The organism is Anaerobacillus alkalilacustris, assembly GCF_001866005.1.
In the GTDB taxonomy this organism is placed as follows: domain Bacteria; phylum Bacillota; class Bacilli; order Bacillales; family Anaerobacillaceae; genus Anaerobacillus; species Anaerobacillus alkalilacustris.
In genome coordinates, this window is sequence record NZ_MLQR01000036.1 from 76,772 (window position 1) to 95,824 (window position 19,053).

Consider the following 19,053-nt stretch of genomic DNA (forward strand, 5'->3'; position numbering starts at 1 on the left):
TTGTTTTCCTTTTTTCGAACACACTCAGATGTTATCTTATCGGTAACATCTTTTTCACACATGACGAAATTATATCAACTTGAAAGTGATTTTGCAACTGTAATTATTAGGAAAGCTACTAACTTCAATCACTTCTTGAATTATTTCTTACTAATCGCTTCATGCTGCTTTTCTCCTGCGGTTACTCCTCGCACGAAACAATGCTTCGAAGCTATTGTATAAAACCAGAAGCAAGGCTATCCAAGATCTTTACGTTTTTCAACTATGACCGAATTTTTTTCCCAGCTTTATCTTTTTCAAGCGAAGCAAAGAATTCCTCATTAGACTTTGTCAATTTTATTTTACGAATAAAATGATCAACAAATTCAGATGAATCCTTCATTGTTTTACGGATCGCCCATAGGTTTTCAAGCCGATCTTTAGGTAGCAGCAATTCTTCTCTTCTTGTACCTGAACGTAAAATGTCAATCGCAGGGAAAATACGTCTTTCAGCAAGTTTGCGATCAAGGTGAAGTTCCATATTTCCTGTACCTTTAAATTCTTCATAAATGACTTCATCCATACGTGACCCTGTGTCCACTAATGCAGTAGCCAAAATCGTTAAACTACCACCTTCTTCAATATTTCTCGCAGCCCCAAAGAAACGTTTTGGACGATGGAATGCTGCCGGGTCTATTCCTCCAGACAACGTACGTCCACTTGGCGGTACAACTAGATTATAAGCACGCGCCAGACGAGTAATACTGTCCATAAGAATAATAACATCTTTCTTACTCTCAACAAGGCGCATCGCCCTTTCAAGAACCAATTCCGCTACTTTAATATGATTTTCTGGAACTTCATCAAACGTTGAGCTTACAACTTCCGCATCAACCGAACGCTCAATATCAGTAACTTCCTCTGGACGTTCATCGATAAGAAGAACAATTAGTTCAGATTCAGGATGGTTTACTGTAATGCTATTAGCTATTTCTTTTAACAACAGAGTCTTCCCTGCTTTTGGTGGGGCAACGATCAGACCACGTTGACCAAATCCTACAGGAGATATGAGATCTATAATTCTAGAAGAAATTTTATTTGGAGCGGCCTCTAATTGAATGCGCTGTTCAGGATATAAAGGAGTTAGTGCTGGAAAGTGCGGACGATTTTTTGCTGTTTCTGGATCATCTCCGTTTACAGCCTCGACATGGAGCAGTCCATAAAAACGCTCATTTTCCTTTGGTTTTCTAACTTTACCCGAAACCTTGTCACCGTTTCTTAGTTCAAACTTCCTAATTTGCGAAGCTGAAATATAGATATCTTCAGAACTAGGTAAATAATTGATCGGTCGTAAAAAACCAAACCCTTCTGATGAAACAATATCTAATGTTCCTTCCATAAACATTAGTCCATCTATTTCAGCTCTACCCTTTAAAATTGCAAAAATTAATTCTTTTTTGTTCAATTTACTGTAATATGACACTTTGTATTGCTTGGCTAATTCATATAATTCGCGTAGCTTCATATTTTCTAAATCAGCTAAGTTCATTCCCATATCAACACCACTTTTTAATAGATTTTTAAGAAATTTGTTTTTCGATCATGCTCGACCGCATATTCTTGAAAGCAAAAAACGCGCTAAGTAAATTATTAGTAGACATAAACGGCAGAAGCCTTCGTTTCACTTATTTTTAAAAGTCACAAAAAAACAAACTATTTTATAAGATACTCTAAAATAGAGAGACAAAAGAGAATTGTAAAAAATAATTATCTAGGACTATATATCGTTTCTACGAAGGATAAATGCTATTGAAGCGAAAATAGAGGTTAGATTTACTTTAGAAGATTCAAATAGTTAAAAAAGTAGAAATTATATACTTATTATTCCCACTAGAAATAGACATATCAGGCTCTCACATTTAAGAATGATTAAAAATTTTCGAAGTCTTCTAAAACATTTTAAACTACTAACTAACAATGTTTATTTTAACCATAAATACTATTTGTATTCAAGAAGAACCTTATGTTTCTACTAGCAGAATTTTCTTTTATATTTTACCACTAATCCTCATCTTTGTAAAGAACAAGTGTTCTGCATAAAGTTCAAGAGAACTCGCTATAGCTTCGCTAGAACATCGGAAATTCAGATGGAATCTCAACTCCCCTGAATGAAAGTTCCCACCTATGCTACGCTTAAAGGTGGCGGTCTATGACACTTAAGTACAAATCAGTTTCATTAACTCTTATTGATTAGGTAGAGTGCAGCGATTTATACGCCACACTCTACTACTTCTATTAAGATCAGAGCTTCAAACTTATTTCATTACTAGAGCTGGTTTCTTGATTAAACTATGTTTTCCATCAACAAAGCGAACAGTACCTGATTTTGCACGCATTACTACTGATTGAGTGAAACCTACATCACCTTGATAACGAACACCTTTTAACAACTCTCCATCCGTTACACCAGTTGCTGCAAAGATACAATCATCTCCACTTACTAGGTCATCCATTAATAGCACTCGGTTGATATCACCAATCCCCATCTTTTGGCAACGTTCTATCTCTTCTTCACTTTGTGGTAATAGGCGTCCTTGAAGTTCACCACCGATACACTTTAGAGCTACAGCAGCTAAAACACCCTCAGGCGCTCCACCAGAACCCATTAAGATATCAACACCTGTATCATCAAAAGCCGTGTTAATTGCCGCTGCTACATCACCATCTTGCATTAACTTAATTCTCGCTCCAGCATCGCGAATTTCCTCAATTAACTGCTGGTGGCGCTCACGATTTAAAATTGCAACAACTAAGTCCTCGACATTTTTTCTTTTCGCTTTAGCAACCGCTTGAAGATTTTCTAAAACGGTAGCATCAAGACTTATTTTCCCTACGGATTCTGGTCCTACGGCAATTTTATCCATGTACATATCTGGCGCATGGAGTAAATTACCATTATCAGCTACCGCAAGCACTGCGAGTGCATTCCACTCTCCGCCAGCAACAATATTTGTACCTTCTAGTGGGTCAACAGCAACATCTAAACGCGGTCCATAACCATTTCCTAATTTTTCACCTATGTATAACATTGGGGCTTCATCCATTTCGCCTTCACCAATGACAACAGTCCCTTTCATCGGGATGGTATCAAAAACATCTCTCATCGCTTGTGTGGCAGCATCATCCGCAGATTCTTTATTGCCTCTACCCATCCAACGAGCACTTGCTAAAGCCGCAGCTTCTGTAACGCGAACTAATTCCATTGATAAACTTCTTTCCATTTCTTCCTCTCCCCCAACTGTTATAATGTAAAATTTAAAATGAAGAATGTAGAATGATTGACAAATGAGCTTCAAAGCCTATGTTACACCCTACATTCTAGATTCACTTATGCGTTTTCTACCTCTTCAACCTCGTCACTAGTCATTTTTTCTCGCCATACTTTTGCTCCTAGTCCTAATAGCTTTTGTTCTAGTAGCTCATATCCGCGGTCAATATGTTCCAGACCAGAAATTTCAGTAATTCCATCAGCCATAAGTCCAGCTACAACTAAGGAAGCTCCTGCTCTAAGGTCACTAGCCCGAACCTTAGAACCTTGAAGTCGATTTCCACCACCATTAATAATGGCAGAACTACCTTCGACCTTCACATTTGCACCCATGCGCCTTAATTCATCTATATGTTTAAATCTTGCACTATAAATCGTATCTGTCACAAGACTTGTACCACTAGCTTTTGTAAGCAACGCAGTAAAAGGCTGTTGCAGATCCGTTGGAAAACCAGGATATACTAACGTTTTAATATCAACACTAGTTAAATTACTAGTGTTATAAATATAGATTTGTTCATCGTTTGCTTCTATATGAACTCCCATTTCTCGAAGTTTTGCCGTTAGTGATTCTAAATGAGCAGGGATAACATTATCAACCAACACTTGCTTCCCCATCGCAGCAGCTAAGATCATATATGTTCCGGCTTCAATACGATCTGGAATGATTGAGTGACGACAGCCATGTAAATGTTCAACACCATCTATACGAATTTCATTAGTACCGGCTCCTTTAATTTGAGCCCCCATACTTGTCAATAACGTCGCTACGTCGATAATTTCTGGTTCTTTTGCAGCATTTTCAATAATCGTTCGTCCCTTAGCTTTTACAGCAGCTAGCATAATATTTATGGTTGCTCCAACACTAACAACATCTAAGTAAATCTTCGCTCCCCGAAGCTCATCTGCACGTAAATAGATGGCACCTTGTTCATTTGTAACTCTTGCACCTAGAGCTTCAAAACCTTTTATATGTTGGTCAATCGGTCTTGGTCCAAGATTACAACCACCAGGTAATCCGATGACTGCTTTCTTAAATTTCCCTAGCATTGCACCCATTAAATAATAAGATGCACGTAGTTTTTTTACACGACCATTTGGCAATGGCATAGCAAACATATTTTCCGGGTAAACAGTTAGGGTCTCTCCATTTAAATCTGTTTTCCCACCAATTTCTTCAAGAAGTTCACTAAGTAACTGTACGTCAGAGATTTTAGGCAAATTGTCTATCGTCACCTCAGAATCAGCTAAGATTGTAGCTGGAATGAGTGCAACCGCGCTGTTTTTTGCTCCACTTATGTTTACTTTACCCTCAAGAGGATAACCGCCCTCAATTAATAACTTTTCCATAACAGCTTCCCTTCTTTTTTCATGATTACCTTTTGTCATACCTTGTTGTTTTTACCATTATAACCATCTTGAATGAAATAAGTCTCAAAATAATTTGTTTATTACAAAATTGTTTATATTTTGACTTACGTCATATAATTTTCATCATAAAAATTAATGAATGACAAATACAAATTTTACGCACCAAGATACTATAATTAGTTGAATAAACCTCTTCCAACTAATTATAGCTTGACGTAGTTAAGTTGGTATTTTAAGTTCATTCAAACTATATCATCATTTATTATATCGTAAATTCAGTACACTTCAGTTTTTTTTAGTGATAACCATTAAGAAGGATAGTTGGCTATTTCTTTTTTTGATTTTTTACAGCCTTGCTACTATATTCGATGAGTGAATTAATAATTCCTCTTTATTAACACAAAAATTCACATTTCCAATTTAGACCAACCTAATTCATGATCAGAAATCCTATATTCCATTTAAAATCATTCAACAAGTTTACGATTTTTGGCGTTTTTTCCATAACAAAAAGCGACCAATAACTGGCCGCTTTTTGTATATATGAGGCAGTTTTGAAAAGAAAACTGTCTCCATATATTTTTTATTAAGCTTTATTTGATGAACCGAACTCACGGATTTTTCCGATAACTGTTGTTTTAATCACTTCGCGAGCAGGCCCTAAATATTTACGTGGATCGTAAACGTTGTCGTCTGCAGCAAGTACTTCACGAACTGTTTTTGCAGATGCGATTTGGTTTTCAGTGTTCACATTGATTTTTGCTGTACCATAAGTGATAGCTTTTTTGATATCAGCAGTTGGAATTCCTGTACCACCGTGTAATACAAGTGGAACACCAGTGATGTTAAGGATTTCTTCCATTTCTTTAAATCCTAAGTTAGGCTCACCGCTATAAGGGCCATGTACAGAACCTAGAGCAGGTGCTAGACAGTCAATGCCAGTACGTTTCACTAATTCTTCACACTCTTTTGGATCAGCATAAATAACGCCATCAGCAATAACATCGTCTTCTTGTCCACCAACAGTTCCTAATTCTGCTTCTACAGATACTCCGTGGATATGAGCTAACTCAACCACTTTTGAAGTGATTTCGATATTTTCTTCAAATGAATGGTGAGATGCATCGATCATAACTGAAGTGAATCCAGCATGAATTGCTTCTGCACATTTTTGGAAGCTTGAACCATGGTCTAAGTGAATTGCTACAGGTACTGTAACTTTATACTCTTCCATAAGAGCCTCAACCATTTTTACGATTAATTTAAAACCACCCATGTAACGTGCTGCTCCTTCGGAAACTCCAAGGATTACAGGTGAATTTTCTTCTTGCGCTGCTTGTAAAATTGCTTGAGTGAATTCAAGATTGTTAAGGTTAAACTGTCCTACAGCATATCCTTCGCTTTTTGCTTTTTCTAACATCTCTTTCATTGAAACTAAAGGCATTGAATAGTCCTCCTTTTAATTTAAAAACGCTATGTTTGTAACTTTCCCTGAATAAGATCAAATTAATGCTAAAAATAACTCTCACTTAAATTTTAACCAGATGTACATAGAAAATATGTATGCAAATTTACTATGTGAAAGGATGAGCAATCGCTACCTCTTAACTAAGTTAATACTTATTCAAGTTTTACAGACATATTATAGCATAGTTACAGAAAAAATCACGGAAAATTTTAAAGAAACTTCTTGACAAATTATATTTTTCAGGTGTAAGCGCTTCCTGTTTCTTTCCCTTAAACATTTAGCTGTTTTTTTATTACCTCTCTTACTTCATCGATATCAAAAGGTTTAGCAAAATGAGTGATAGCACCTAATTTCATTGCTTCATTAATCATATCTAACTCACCATATGCTGTCATCATGATCACTTCTATACTTGAATTGTATTCTTTTAACCTTTTTAAAATTTCTAAACCATCCATCCCTGGAATTTTCATGTCTAATATGACTAGATCTGGAAGGTTTTCTTCTACGATGCTTAACGCTTGGACACCGCTAGCAGCTTGATATGTATCATAACCATCTTTTTGAAAAATCTCATTTAGCAAAACACGAATTCCATACTGATCATCAACAATTAATATTTTCTTTTTCATCTTTCTTCACCACCATCATTGTTTTTCCGACATCTAACATTACTAAATTCTTTAATAGATATAGATTTTCCTTCTACTTGTCAAAAAATGTTTTATTTTTTTTACAAAAACAACTATTTCATGAAAAAATTTGTTTTACCTGAGTGAATTTCATAATTACCAAAAACGAGTCACACAAACCTATATCTTGTTACAAACAATTCAACGCAACTATATATAGTATCTTAGTGGCGAAAATAATGAATTATGAAATTCTGATACGAGAAGGAAAAAAGCATAGCCGTTGGGCTATGCTTTATTTAAGGACGCTCTAATAAACTCTCTAAATAAAGGTTGTGGTCTAGTTGGACGTGAAACAAATTCTGGATGGAACTGCGATGCTAAGAAGTACGGGTGGTCTTCTAACTCAACAATTTCCACAAGTCTTCCGTCTGGGCTTGTACCAGAGAATTTGAAGCCAGCTTTCTCCATTTGTTCACGGTATTCATTATTAAACTCATAACGATGACGGTGACGTTCGTAAACGACTTGATCTTCATATGCTTCATAAGCTTTTGATCCTTCTTTTAACTTACAAGGATATAAACCAAGACGAAGTGTCCCCCCTAAATCTTCTACATCTTTTTGTTCAGGTAAAAGGTCAATGACTGGATATTTTGTTTCTGGGTTAAGCTCTGCAGAGTTTGCCCCCTCTAAGCCTAAAACATTTCGCGCGAATTCAACAGAAGCTAGTTGCATGCCTAAACAAATACCTAAGAAAGGTACGTTATTCTCTCTTGCAAATTTAATCGCTTCAATTTTCCCTTCAATTCCACGATCACCAAAACCACCAGGTACTAATACACCATCAACATCTTGCAATAGTTCCCCTACGTTTTGTGCTGTTACTTCTTCTGAATTGATCCATTTAATATTAACGTCCGCATCAAATGCATACCCTGCATGTCTTAACGATTCCGCTACAGAAAGGTACGCATCTTGTAGAGCGACATATTTTCCTACTAACGCAATTGTTGTTTTTTCAGAAAGGTTTTTCACTCGGTTTACAAGCTCATTCCATTCTGTCATATCCGCTTCATTACACTCTAATTTTAAAAATTCACAAACGTATTGATCAAGCTTTTGTCTTTGTAAATCAAGTGGTACTTCATACAATGTTTCAGCATCTCTAGCTTCAATCACCGCATTTTTGTCAATATCACAGAATAACGCAATTTTATCTTTCATATCGTCTGGAACTGGACGTTCAGTACGGACAACAATAACATTTGGTTGAATACCTAAACTACGTAATTCTTTTACACTATGTTGTGTTGGTTTTGATTTCATTTCTCCGGCTGCTGCTAAGTAAGGAATTAATGTACAGTGAATATACATAACATTGCGTACGCCTACATCACTTTTAATTTGACGAATAGCTTCTAAAAACGGTAATGACTCAATGTCACCTACTGTACCACCAATCTCAGTAATAACAACATCTGCATTTGTTTCTTTTCCCGCACGGAATACACGCTCTTTAATTTCATTTGTAATATGAGGTATTACTTGAACCGTTCCACCTAAATAATCTCCTCTACGCTCTTTTCTAAGAACTGTTGAATAGATTTTTCCTGTAGTCACATTACTATTTTTGCTTAAGTTAATATCAATAAAGCGCTCATAATGTCCTAGGTCAAGGTCTGTCTCAGCTCCATCATCAGTTACGAAAACTTCTCCATGCTGATATGGGCTCATTGTACCAGGGTCAACGTTAATATATGGGTCGAATTTTTGGATGAAAACTTTTAGACCTCGATTTTTTAATAAACGCCCTAAAGAAGCAGCTGTAATTCCTTTTCCTAGTGATGATACAACCCCACCAGTTACAAAAATATACTTCGTCATGATATTACCTCTCTTTTGTTATAGTTTAGAGTGTAGAGTTTAAAATTGGGTTAAGCGTTTCACAAATATCAAAATATGAAGATAATTAGTGCTCTGAAGCTTCCTTAAATTCTACCTCGCAAAAATCGTTCTACTTTTATATTTTCCCAAATAAAAACAAAAAAACAAAAGCCACTGCCCCAATTTTTCGGGGGCGAACTTTTGTTTTTATTTCTAATGAATTTCCTAAAACAGTATTTATGTCACATAACCGTGACGAAATCCTTAGTAGTAATGAAATTCACTAACGTAAAGTTCTATTCATTTCCGCTAGAAAAAATTGACTTTTCAATGAAAGCCTTTATTTTCTTGCACGCTATTTCTTTAGCATAGTTAAACTATTTGAAAAGCCCAAAAAGTATTTTATCGTAGTCCGACGATAAATGTCAAGAAGGTTTTTTGAGCTTCTCAACCATGCAGCTAAAGGATACCATCCTCATCTTCTTCAAACTCTTCCTCTTCAAGTTCCGCGTCTTCTTCGTCTTCATCTGAATCTTCATCAAGATCCAAATCAAAATCTTCATCAGATTCGTCTTCATCGCTAACAAGCTCATCTAATTCATCTTCTAAATCTTCGAACTCGTCATCTACTTCTTCTTCGAAATCATCAAAATCTTCATCTAATTCTACGTCAAGGTCATCCTCATCAACCTTTTTCGCTTTTTTACGACGAACTGTTTGTGTCACTTCTTCATCGGCTTGTTCATATGGATACCACGTTCTTAATCCCCAACGATTGTCGCCTAGTGAAATAAAGCGGCCATCAATATTCAGGTCTGTATAAAGGTAAGAAACACGTTCCATTACTTCTTCCTCAGACATCTCTCTTATTTCTCCGACTTTCTTTACTAACTCACTAAATTCAAACGGTTGTTTTTGCGCTTTCATTAGTTCATAAGTGATTTCAATCATCGACATTTCTTTAATTTCTTCAGGTTTATAGTTATCTAATGTCAAAGTTTGCACAACCTTTCAATTAATATTTTCATCATAAGAAAAGCGTAGACGCTGAACCTAGACAGCTTTCTACGTTCAAAAATTTAATGCTTTCTTACTTTGAAACAAAATATGTAAAATATCTTATTACTAAATTTTTCAATTAGAAAAAATGGCTAGTCCGAAAAAGTAGCCTTAATTTTTTCTTATACATTAATCCAAGGACAAAGTCAAATCTTTTAGGAAAATCATACCTTTCATTATAAACATAAATGAAAACATTATGCTAGTCTAGTGTAAATTTTAATATGAGCTACTATGAAAACATACATGTGTTTTACAACACACAAACCAGCATGAAAGTATTTTACTTTCAGAGAAAGCGCAAGCGACTTGGTCACGAGCGAAAGGCACTGGCGCCAGACAGCTTTCTAACTTCAAAATTTAAAACAAGCTCAAGGCGCCCGTCTATCGGCGACAAACACCGTAAGATTTACTCGTAGCGTTCGGTTTTTTGACTTTTTATGTGCTTATAGGTCTTCTACTATTGCTTTGTAGTAGGATTCGCCAAGCATAATTGTTTTTCTCTTGTAGTATTTAGGTTAGTTTTTCATATTGATGCATAGTCATGCTCTTTTCGCGTACCCTAAAGCACCATTTCCTCTTTTGCATACTTGAATAGGCTCTATTCGCGTACCCTAAAGCGCCTATTTCCCCTTTTGCATACTTGAATAAGCTCTTTTCGCGTACCCTAAAGCACTATTTCCTCTTTTGCATACTTGAATAGGCTCTTTTCGTGTACCTAAAGCACCATTTCCCCTTTTGCATACTTGAATAGGCTCTATTTGCGTACCCTAAAGCGCCATTTCCTCTTTTGCATACTTGAATACGCTCTTTTCGCGTACCCTAAAGCGCTATTTCCTCTTTTGCATACTTGAATANGCTCTTTTCGCGTACCCTAAAGCGNNATTTCCCCTTTTGCATACTTGAATACGCTCTTTTCGCGTACCCTAAAGCACTCAAAGAAGGATTTTCAAGCAGTAATTTTGTCTGAAGTGACCGAGCTCGTAGGCTGCTTGCGCTAGACAGTTTCTAAGTTAGAAATTTTATACTTTTAACTTACAAAAAATATCTATTGCGACACTACTTTATGAACTAATGCCGTCGCTCAAGCAAAAGCAAACTAAATCTAATTGAAAACATACCCATTCAACTAGATTTAGCTTATTGTGAAACTTGTATTTATTATCATTTTTCAAAAGCAGTAAATATTACCGTTAAAAATACATGTACTTTTTTACACTTCTATCATCACCGCTTCAGCTTGACCGCTACCACTTGAGATCGCTGCAACACCTATTCGGCCACCGCGACGCTTCAGTTCATAAGCTAATGTTAAAATCAACCTTGCTCCACTTGCAGCTAATGGATGACCGAAAGCAACTGTACCGCCGTTTACATTTATTTTTTGAGGGTCAATCCCGGTCATTTTTTGGGTAGCTAGAGGTTCTACTGCAACCATTTCATTTATTTCAAATAAATCAACCTCACTAACTATTTTTCCTGTTTTTTGCAAAAGTTCGTCTATCACATGTCCTGCTACCATAGCGGATTGTTTTGGTTCAAACGACAGCGCTGTATGACCTACAATCGTCCCAAGGATATCTGTTCCTTCTGCTATTGCTCGAGCTTCGGACATAAGGACAACCGCACAAGCACCATCACTAACTTCAGGGATATTTCCTTTCGTGATCGTGCCCATTCGATCATAAACTGGCGAAAGTTTTGCTAGCTGTCCTACCGATACATCTGCTCTTGGTAACTCGTCATTAAATATTATTTTAGAATTACCTTTTTGGTCAACGACTTCAACTGGAGTGATTTCGTCAGTAAGTCGGTCTTTTCTGATTGCCTGTATTGCCTTTTGGTGACTACAAACAGCCCATTGGTCTTGCTCTTCTCTTGAGATGTTTAACTTATTGGCCGCATGGTTTCCGTAAGAGGCAATATGAATGCCACTGAAGGGACAAGTAAGACCATCGTGAACCATTAAATCATGAACTTTACCGTTCCCAACCCCAAAACCAAAACGCGCTTTTGACATAAAATATGGAGCCTGACTCATCGATTCCATTCCCGCTGCTACAATTACCTCTGCATCGTTAGCGCGGATTACCTGATCCCCTAATGTAATGCTCCTCATCCCAGAGGCACAACCTTTGTTCAATGTTTCAGTTCGGACACTCCATGGTAATCTGGCGAGATCGGCAGCTTGTCGTGACGGCATTTGCCCTTGCCCACCTTGTAAAACCATTCCGACAATACACTCATCTATCTCTCTTGGGCTTAACTTCGCCCGAAATAACGCTTCCTTTATGACTAGCCCACCTAGTTCTACTGCTTTTAAATGACTCAATTCACCACCGAATTTTCCAAAAGGCGTTCTAACCCCACTGACAATTACAGTTCTCCCCATCATATTTCCCCTTTCTTCCCGAATGAATATTTCGTCAAATTCTTTAAGACTTATAGTGTGAGCGCGCATCGATTTAAGGTGACTTTTCTCAACTTTCCCTCTTTTTTTATTATAATTTTTCCATTTGGTTAGACTAACCTTAGACTGAAACTTCTTTTCAAAGGAGGGCTTACATTGTTACTTATTTCAAGCTTTACATTAATATTACTTTTAATCATTTGGATGACCATCGACTTTAAGTTAGGGATTAAAAAGCAACGAGAAGAAGCGAAACGCCACGTGCAAAAAATTAGAAACGGTCAATGTGAAGTACTAATTACCGGACACGAATTATTCAAAAAGTTAATTGATGATATTCATAATGCACAGCACCATATCCATATCCTTTTTTATATTTTTCGTGATGACCATATCGGGACTCAAGTCATAAAAGCATTGAAAGAGAAAGCAAACGAAGGGATTACTGTAAGGCTTTTAGTTGATCGCGTTGGCTGTCATATTTCTAGAAAAACAAAAAAAGAGTTACGTAAAGCCGGGATTGGGTTTGCTCATTCACACCCACCAAAATTTCCTTATATCTTTTTCACGTTAAATCGTAGGAACCATCGTAAAATCACTGTCATTGATGGACATATCGGCTATATTGGCGGTTACAATGTCGGCGATGAATACTTAGGAAGAGATCCAAAATTCGGAGAATGGCGAGATATTCACCTACGTTTACAAGGGGACGGGGTTCAAGATTTACAAGGTCAATTTCTACAAGATTGGTTTGTCGCTACGAAAGAAAAAGTGAAAAAAGAAAAATATTACCCACCTTTGGTAAAAGGATTTCATCCATTGAAGATCGTCCCTTCCGACGGAGCTTTTTTAGAAGAAGCCTTTATCAATTTTATCAATGAAGCTAATGACTCCATTTATATTGGAACTCCTTACTTTATTCCAGGAAAAGATATAAAAATGGCTCTAATTGAAGCTGCCAAACGAGGAGTTAATGTAAAGTTGATTGTCCCAAAGCAGAGCGATCATCCATTGGTGAAGGAAGCTGCATTTCCTTACTTCAAACCACTTATTGAAGCTGGCTGTGAGGTTTATCAATATTACCACGGCTTTTACCACGCAAAAACAATTATCATCGATAAAAAAGTTTGCGATATCGGAACAGCTAATATTGATCGACGAAGCTTTCATATAAATCATGAAGTTAATTGCTTAGTATTCAATCAAAAATTCAATGAAAATGTCATAGCAACCATGGAGCATGATATTTCTATATCTGAACGGCTAACAATCGAACAACTCCAAAATCGCTCTTTTTTCCACAAGAGCAAAGAGAAGTTGGCTACAGCGCTAGGTCCACTTCTCTAAAGTAGTGTTGATCAAGATCCGCTCGAGGGCACAGAGATTTAAGGATCGCGCATATTTTCTTTCATTCGTACATACCTTACTAGTTTTTACGCAGAAAGAAATCACACTGCAGCCTCTAATGGTAACCGCGCAGCAGGAGACGTAATTTGAACGCCTCCTTTTCTTTTATTTCCTGCCCATTTTCACCATATACAAGCCCAAATTAATCTTCTCAATACCCAAATATTTCGTTTTATGATAAAATGGTAGTAACTAGAAAGAAACAAGTGTTTTGCTGTTGTCCTGCAAGGGATGGCAGCATTTCGTCGTTTTTAGGGATAATGACTTTGATTTTTTTTATCAATTAGCATAGAAAAAAGTTAGGGGATGATAAACGTGGATGTAAACTGTTGCGTAAAAGTTGATCAAACAATAGATAAGAAAAAGTCAATCTTTCGAGAGCATCAAGAGTTAGTTTTTTCATTAGTCGGTGGTTTGTTTTTAGTGGTAGCGATCATTTTGCAAAAAGCAGATTTACAAGCTATGGCAGTTGGAGCGTTTTTAGCTTCATACTTAGTTGGTGGATTTTTCAAAACGAAAGAAGGAATCACTGAGTTAATTGAAGATAAATCTTTAAATGTAGAGCTGCTTATGATTTTAGCTGCGATTGGAGCCGCGATTATCGGCTATTGGATAGAAGGAGCCATTCTCATTTTCATCTTTTCATTAAGCGGGGCACTAGAAACGTATACATTAAATAAAAGTCATCGGGAAATTTCTGCTTTAATGGAACTTCAGCCTGAGGAAGCGACCGTTCTTGTGAATGGGGTAGAGAAGATTGTTGCTGTTACTGCTCTACAAATTGATGACAATGTGTTAATCAAACCTGGAGAGCGTATCCCAACTGACGGCGTAATTATCAAAGGGCAAACAACAATTGATGAAGCTGCGATAACCGGGGAATCAATGCCGATTGTAAAAAGAATAGGTGACAACGTTTTTTCAGGTACTGTGAACAGAAATGGTGCAATTACAGTAATAGTGACGAAAACAAACGATGAGACTTTGTTCCATAAAATCATTGAACTTGTTCAATCAGCCAAAGAAGAAAAATCACCGTCACAGCTGTTTATTGAAAAATTTGAAAGTGCTTATGTAAAAGGTGTTTTAATCGTCGTAGCCTTCATGATGTTCTTGCCTCACTATTTACTAGGTTGGAGCTGGACAGAAACTTTTTACAGAGCCATGGTATTACTTGTAGTTGCTTCACCTTGTGCTCTCGTAGCTTCAATTATGCCAGCAAGTTTATCAGCCATCTCTAACGGAGCACGAAATGGAATTTTATTTAAAGGCAGTGTACATTTAGAGGCGTTAAGCTCAGTTAAAGCCATCGCTTTAGACAAAACTGGTACATTAACAAAAGGGAAGCCTGAGGTTACGGATATACTAGTGAGAGATGGGGCCCAAGAGGATGATTTCCTTTATAAAGTAGCGTCAATTGAAAACCATTCAACACATCCGTTGGCAGAATCGATCGTCAATTATGTAAAGAATCAAGATGACACTACCTTTCTATCTCCAGAAAATGTTGAAGATGTAACTGGCTGGGGAATTACTGCAACACTCGAAGGAAAAGAGTACAAAATTGGGAAACGAAGCTTCATTGGCGATGAGGAAGCTGACCATTTTTACCCAAATGAAACTGCGAAACTTTCAGAATCCGGTAAAACTCTCGTATACGTAGCAGATGGAGAAGGAATTTACGGTGTGATTGCTTTAAAGGATACTGTTCGTGATGTTGCAATAGAAGCAATCCGTCGTTTTCGTGAAGCCGGGGTTTACTCGATCATGATTACAGGAGACCACGCTCAAACTGCGGCAGCGATTGCCGATGAAACAAACATTGATGAATATATCGCCAATTGTTTACCTGAAAAGAAAGTTGAAGAGGTAAAAGGGTTAAAAACGAAATACGGGTCAGTAGCGATGGTCGGCGATGGCATTAATGACGCTCCTGCATTAGCCACGTCTAATGTTGGGATTGCGATGGGAACAGGTACAGATGTTGCTATCGAAACCGCCGATGTCGTTCTTGTAAAAAATGATTTATCAAAAATTGCCAAAGCTATTGAACTATCAAAACGCATGAACCGTATTATTAAGCAAAATATGATTTTTTCGATCACAGTCATTGCGCTTTTGATTATCGGAAACTTTCTTCAACAAGTGTCCTTACCACTAGGAGTTATTGGGCACGAAGGTAGCACAATTTTGGTTATTTTGAATGGGTTAAGGTTGTTGAGAGGGTAACAACTCCCAATAAAACAGCTCGTTTTGAAACTCTGTACTCGATACAGTTTCTACTCAAAAAATGTAGTATACGTACAATATAACTAGATATTGTCATTAAGGAACATTCACTTCAGTAAAGTTTCTTCCAAAAGCGTTTAATAAAGCAATACTCAATCTACACTCTTTTCAATACTATAAAATAGTTCGGAAATTTCATTTCTGAGACCATAACTAGCTCTAGTCTATTGACTAGGGTTTTTGTTATTACAGACTTTGCGAACTACTCACCACTTAATCAAACTGATTTGTACTTAAAGGGGCATAGGCCCCCACCTCTAAGCGTAACGTAGGTGGGAACTTCCATTCAGGTGGAGTTGAGACTCCATCTGAATGGAAGTTCTAGTGTAGTTAGAACGAGTTCTCTTTCTACGGAAACTGAAAGTGGGAGACTTCTTCCTGAAGATTGTTAAAGGTAGAATTATTTCTAAAGGTCTCACTAAAACATCTGTAAAATCGCAATCGTTTCCTTTTATATCCAAAGATGAGAGCGTTAACGCCTACAATAAAAAACCACCAATAGCGTCGTTGCCACATCGGTCGTTTTTGTTACCGTCAATGATGAATTCGTGCGTGAATTGTTAAGATTTGTTTAGATCTTCAGGCATAAATGCACCTGGTAATAATTCTTTAACAGTAAACTCATTTATTTCACCTTTAAGGTTACCTAAATAAATCTTCATGTTTGGTTCGCAAAGTTCCGCAATCACTTGACGACAAGCACCACAAGGCGGAACTGGTCGATTCGTTTCTGCAACTACACTTAAAGCGGCAAATTCTGTTACACCTTCTGAATATGCTTTAAATAAAGCTGTACGCTCTGCACAATTACACATGCCGTAGGCCGCATTTTCAATATTACACCCTCGGTAGACTTCCCCATTTTTTGATAAAAGGGCAGCACCTACTTTAAACTTTGAATAAGGGGCATAGGCCATTTGTCTTGCTTCTATCGCTTCTTTCATCAACGCTTCCTTTTTCATCTATACAACCCCCAATTAATAATCGCCTAGTTTATGAAGTAGGCTGACACGTAAACGAGCCAGCCTAAAATAAATTCCTATGAAAATAGCTTTAATGCTTGAGTAAAAATTAAACCACCGAGAAATATTCCGATAATACCCATAATCCCAGCTAGAACAGGTGGAGCTGGAAGGGGTAACCTTAAACTTTTAAAAACGATTCCAATAATAATCCCAGCCAGTAAACTTAATAAAATTTCCTTCATAACTTTACCTCGCTTGTTTTTTAATAATCAGATGTTGAGATCTTCCCCTTTACAATGGAAACACCTGAACTTGCACCAATACGAGTGGCACCAGCACTAATCATCGCTTGAGCATCAGTTAAGCTTCTAATTCCACCAGATGCTTTTACTCCGATCGTTGGACCTACAACTTTTCTCATTAAAGAAATGTCTTCTACCGTTGCTCCACCATGTGAAAAGCCTGTAGATGTTTTAACAAAGTCAGCACCTGCTAATACCGCAATTCGGCAAGCTCTTTCTTTTTCTTCTTCTGTTAAAAGACACGTTTCAATAATGACTTTTGTTAAAGCTTTCCCTTTAGCCACATCTACGACAGCACGAATATCACGTTCAACTAGCTCATCATTTTTTTCTTTTAAGGCGGCAACATTGATCACCATATCTACTTCTGTCGCACCTTTTTCAATTACATTTTTTGTTTCAAATGCTTTCGTTTCAGGAAGCGTAGATCCAAGTGGAAAACCTATGACTGTACAAACATCCACTCCTGAATTGTTTAATAAGTTGGCAGCCAATTCAACCCATGTCGGGTTTACACATACAGAAGCAAACTGATACTCTCTTGCCTCCTTACAAAGTGTTTCAATCTGATCCTTAGTAGTGTCTGCTTTCAAAGCAGTATGGTCAATCATTTTTGCTAAAGTATTCAAAATCCATTCATCCTTTCTACATTATTTCTTTATAAACCAATGGTGGGATTTTGGCTGGTTCATTTACGAGCGTATACGCTTCATAAATTCGCTTCGTTACATCCTCAACATTTTCGTTATTACTATGAATCGTCACTATCGGATCACCGACATTTACGAAATCACCGACCTTCTTGTTTAACACTAATCCTACCGCTAAATCAATGGTAGAATCTTTGGTCACTCGTCCTGCACCTAAAACCATCGCTGCCGTTCCAATTTGATCGGCAACTATTTCAGAAACATAGCCAGTTTCACGTGCTTTTACCTCAAAAGTATACTTTGCAGTTGGAAGCTTAGTAGGATCATCAATGACTGATACATCTCCACCTTGCGAAGCTAAAAATAATTTAAACGTTTCAAGAGCCTTTCCATTTTCCATCACTTCTAGTAGCATTCGACGAGCTTCTTGTGGAGTTTCTGCTTTTTTCGCTAGGACTACCATGTGAGAACCGAGTGTTAAGCATAGATCTTGTAAGTCTTGAGGTCCTTTACCTTGTAATGTATCTATAGCTTCTTTAACTTCTAACGCATTACCGATAGCATATCCAAGGGGTTGGCTCATATCTGAAATAATAGCCATCGTATGACGACCAACACCATTACCAATCTCGACCATTGCTTTTGCAAGCTCAATAGCATCATCAATTTCTTTCATGAATGCACCGTTTCCAGTTTTTACATCTAAAACGATAGCATCCGCACCGGACGCAATTTTTTTACTCATAATAGAGCTCGCAATGAGTGGAATTGAATTGACGGTTGCTGTTACATCTCTTAAACCGTAAAGTTTTTTATCTGCTGGAGTTAAATTTGCCGTTTGTCCAATAACTGCAACGTTATTTTTATTTACTAATTTAATAAACTCCTCATTACTAATTTCAACATGAAAGCCAGGAACTGCTTCAAGTTTGTCAATCGTTCCACCTGTATGACCGAGTCCTCGTCCTGACATTTTAGCAACAGGTACACCTACTGCCGCTACCAGTGGAGCAAGTACAAGTGTCGTTGTGTCGCCAACTCCACCCGTACTATGTTTATCAACTTTTATACCAGAAATCGCTGACAGATCGATTTGTTCACCTGACTTGACCATTGCTTCTGTTAAATATACTCGTTCTTGCTGGGTCATCCCTTGATAATAAATCGCCATTGACATCGCAGCCATTTGATAATCTGGAATTTCGCCACTAGTATAGCCATTAATAAGAAAGTCAATTTCTTCTTTACTTAATTCGTTACCGTCTCTTTTCTTTTCGATCATATCTACCATTCTCATCAACAT

14 protein-coding genes are annotated in these 19,053 nt (G+C 37.2%); 2 read left to right on the plus strand and 12 right to left on the minus strand.

From position 1 onward, the window contains the following. Nucleotides 1-262 precede the first annotated feature (262 nt). The 8 genes from rho to BKP37_RS15080 all read right to left on the minus strand — a co-directional run bounded on the left by rho (nt 263) and on the right by BKP37_RS15080 (nt 12,116). Entirely contained in the window at nt 263-1,534 is a 1,272-nt protein-coding gene (gene rho / locus BKP37_RS15045; RefSeq protein WP_071310444.1) for a transcription termination factor Rho, read from the minus strand. A 760-nt stretch (nt 1,535-2,294) separates the two neighbouring features. Then, nucleotides 2,295-3,260, minus strand: a complete 966-nt coding sequence (glpX, locus tag BKP37_RS15050; protein WP_071310445.1) for a class II fructose-bisphosphatase — start codon at nt 3,258-3,260, stop codon at nt 2,295-2,297. Nucleotides 3,261-3,367: 107 nt separating this feature from the next. Continuing rightward, entirely contained in the window at nt 3,368-4,657 is a 1,290-nt protein-coding gene (locus BKP37_RS15055) for a UDP-N-acetylglucosamine 1-carboxyvinyltransferase (protein ID WP_071310525.1), read from the minus strand. Nucleotides 4,658-5,264: 607 nt separating this feature from the next. Continuing rightward, nucleotides 5,265-6,122 (minus strand): class II fructose-bisphosphate aldolase, encoded by an 858-nt coding sequence (locus BKP37_RS15060; protein ID WP_071310446.1) that lies wholly within the window; start codon nt 6,120-6,122, stop codon nt 5,265-5,267. 293 nt (nt 6,123-6,415) lie between these two features. Further along, nucleotides 6,416-6,778 carry a response regulator gene (locus BKP37_RS15065; protein WP_071310447.1) on the minus strand — a complete coding sequence of 121 codons (363 nt, stop codon included), beginning with the start codon at nt 6,776-6,778 and terminating at the stop codon, nt 6,416-6,418. 288 nt (nt 6,779-7,066) lie between these two features. Further along, nucleotides 7,067-8,665, minus strand: a complete 1,599-nt coding sequence (locus tag BKP37_RS15070) for a CTP synthase (RefSeq protein WP_071310448.1) — start codon at nt 8,663-8,665, stop codon at nt 7,067-7,069. Nucleotides 8,666-9,124: 459 nt separating this feature from the next. Next, nucleotides 9,125-9,661: a DNA-directed RNA polymerase subunit delta gene (gene rpoE / locus BKP37_RS15075; protein WP_084034750.1), complete on the minus strand. Its 537-nt coding sequence runs from the start codon at nt 9,659-9,661 to the stop codon at nt 9,125-9,127. Nucleotides 9,662-10,937: 1,276 nt separating this feature from the next. Beyond that, complete coding sequence (locus BKP37_RS15080) at nt 10,938-12,116, minus strand: acetyl-CoA C-acetyltransferase (RefSeq protein WP_071310449.1); 1,179 nt, start codon at nt 12,114-12,116, stop codon at nt 10,938-10,940. Nucleotides 12,117-12,290: 174 nt separating this feature from the next. Here BKP37_RS15080 and cls point away from each other — a divergent pair, with 174 nt between their 5' ends. Together cls and BKP37_RS15090 are read left to right on the plus strand one after the other, a co-directional pair. Further along, entirely contained in the window at nt 12,291-13,484 is a 1,194-nt protein-coding gene (cls, locus tag BKP37_RS15085) for a cardiolipin synthase (protein ID WP_245712537.1), read from the plus strand. 366 nt (nt 13,485-13,850) lie between these two features. Further along, a complete protein-coding gene (locus BKP37_RS15090; protein ID WP_084034752.1) occupies nt 13,851-15,773 on the plus strand; it encodes a heavy metal translocating P-type ATPase in 1,923 nt (640 codons plus the stop codon). 620 nt (nt 15,774-16,393) lie between these two features. Here BKP37_RS15090 and BKP37_RS15095 read toward each other — a convergent pair. The 4 genes from BKP37_RS15095 to BKP37_RS15110 form a co-directional block, all read right to left on the minus strand. Further along, nucleotides 16,394-16,795 carry a cytidine deaminase gene (locus BKP37_RS15095; protein ID WP_071310450.1) on the minus strand — a complete coding sequence of 134 codons (402 nt, stop codon included), beginning with the start codon at nt 16,793-16,795 and terminating at the stop codon, nt 16,394-16,396. A gap of 77 nt (nt 16,796-16,872) precedes the next feature. Then, a complete protein-coding gene (locus BKP37_RS15100; RefSeq protein ID WP_071310451.1) occupies nt 16,873-17,040 on the minus strand; it encodes a XapX domain-containing protein in 168 nt (55 codons plus the stop codon). Nucleotides 17,041-17,060: 20 nt separating this feature from the next. After that, nucleotides 17,061-17,732, minus strand: a complete 672-nt coding sequence (deoC, locus tag BKP37_RS15105) for a deoxyribose-phosphate aldolase (protein WP_071310452.1) — start codon at nt 17,730-17,732, stop codon at nt 17,061-17,063. A gap of 13 nt (nt 17,733-17,745) precedes the next feature. After that, nucleotides 17,746-19,047 (minus strand): pyrimidine-nucleoside phosphorylase, encoded by a 1,302-nt coding sequence (locus tag BKP37_RS15110; protein WP_071310453.1) that lies wholly within the window; start codon nt 19,045-19,047, stop codon nt 17,746-17,748. Nucleotides 19,048-19,053: the final 6 nt, after the last annotated feature.

What these genes read in the sequence shown, in the direction of transcription:
- BKP37_RS15060 (WP_071310446.1), bottom strand. Translation starts at nt 6,122, where the DNA reads ATGCCTTTAGTTTCAATGAAAGAGATGTTAGAAAAAGCAAAAAGCGAA.
- BKP37_RS15095 (WP_071310450.1), bottom strand. Translation starts at nt 16,795, where the DNA reads ATGAAAAAGGAAGCGTTGATGAAAGAAGCGATAGAAGCAAGACAAATG.
- BKP37_RS15055 (WP_071310525.1), bottom strand. Translation starts at nt 4,657, where the DNA reads ATGGAAAAGTTATTAATTGAGGGCGGTTATCCTCTTGAGGGTAAAGTA.
- BKP37_RS15070 (WP_071310448.1), bottom strand. Translation starts at nt 8,665, where the DNA reads ATGACGAAGTATATTTTTGTAACTGGTGGGGTTGTATCATCACTAGGA.
- BKP37_RS15080 (WP_071310449.1), bottom strand. Translation starts at nt 12,116, where the DNA reads ATGGGGAGAACTGTAATTGTCAGTGGGGTTAGAACGCCTTTTGGAAAA.
- BKP37_RS15090 (WP_084034752.1), top strand. Translation starts at nt 13,851, where the DNA reads ATGATAAACGTGGATGTAAACTGTTGCGTAAAAGTTGATCAAACAATA.
- rho (WP_071310444.1), bottom strand. Translation starts at nt 1,534, where the DNA reads ATGGGAATGAACTTAGCTGATTTAGAAAATATGAAGCTACGCGAATTA.
- glpX (WP_071310445.1), bottom strand. Translation starts at nt 3,260, where the DNA reads ATGGAAAGAAGTTTATCAATGGAATTAGTTCGCGTTACAGAAGCTGCG.
- BKP37_RS15100 (WP_071310451.1), bottom strand. Translation starts at nt 17,040, where the DNA reads ATGAAGGAAATTTTATTAAGTTTACTGGCTGGGATTATTATTGGAATC.
- BKP37_RS15110 (WP_071310453.1), bottom strand. Translation starts at nt 19,047, where the DNA reads ATGAGAATGGTAGATATGATCGAAAAGAAAAGAGACGGTAACGAATTA.
- BKP37_RS15065 (WP_071310447.1), bottom strand. Translation starts at nt 6,778, where the DNA reads ATGAAAAAGAAAATATTAATTGTTGATGATCAGTATGGAATTCGTGTT.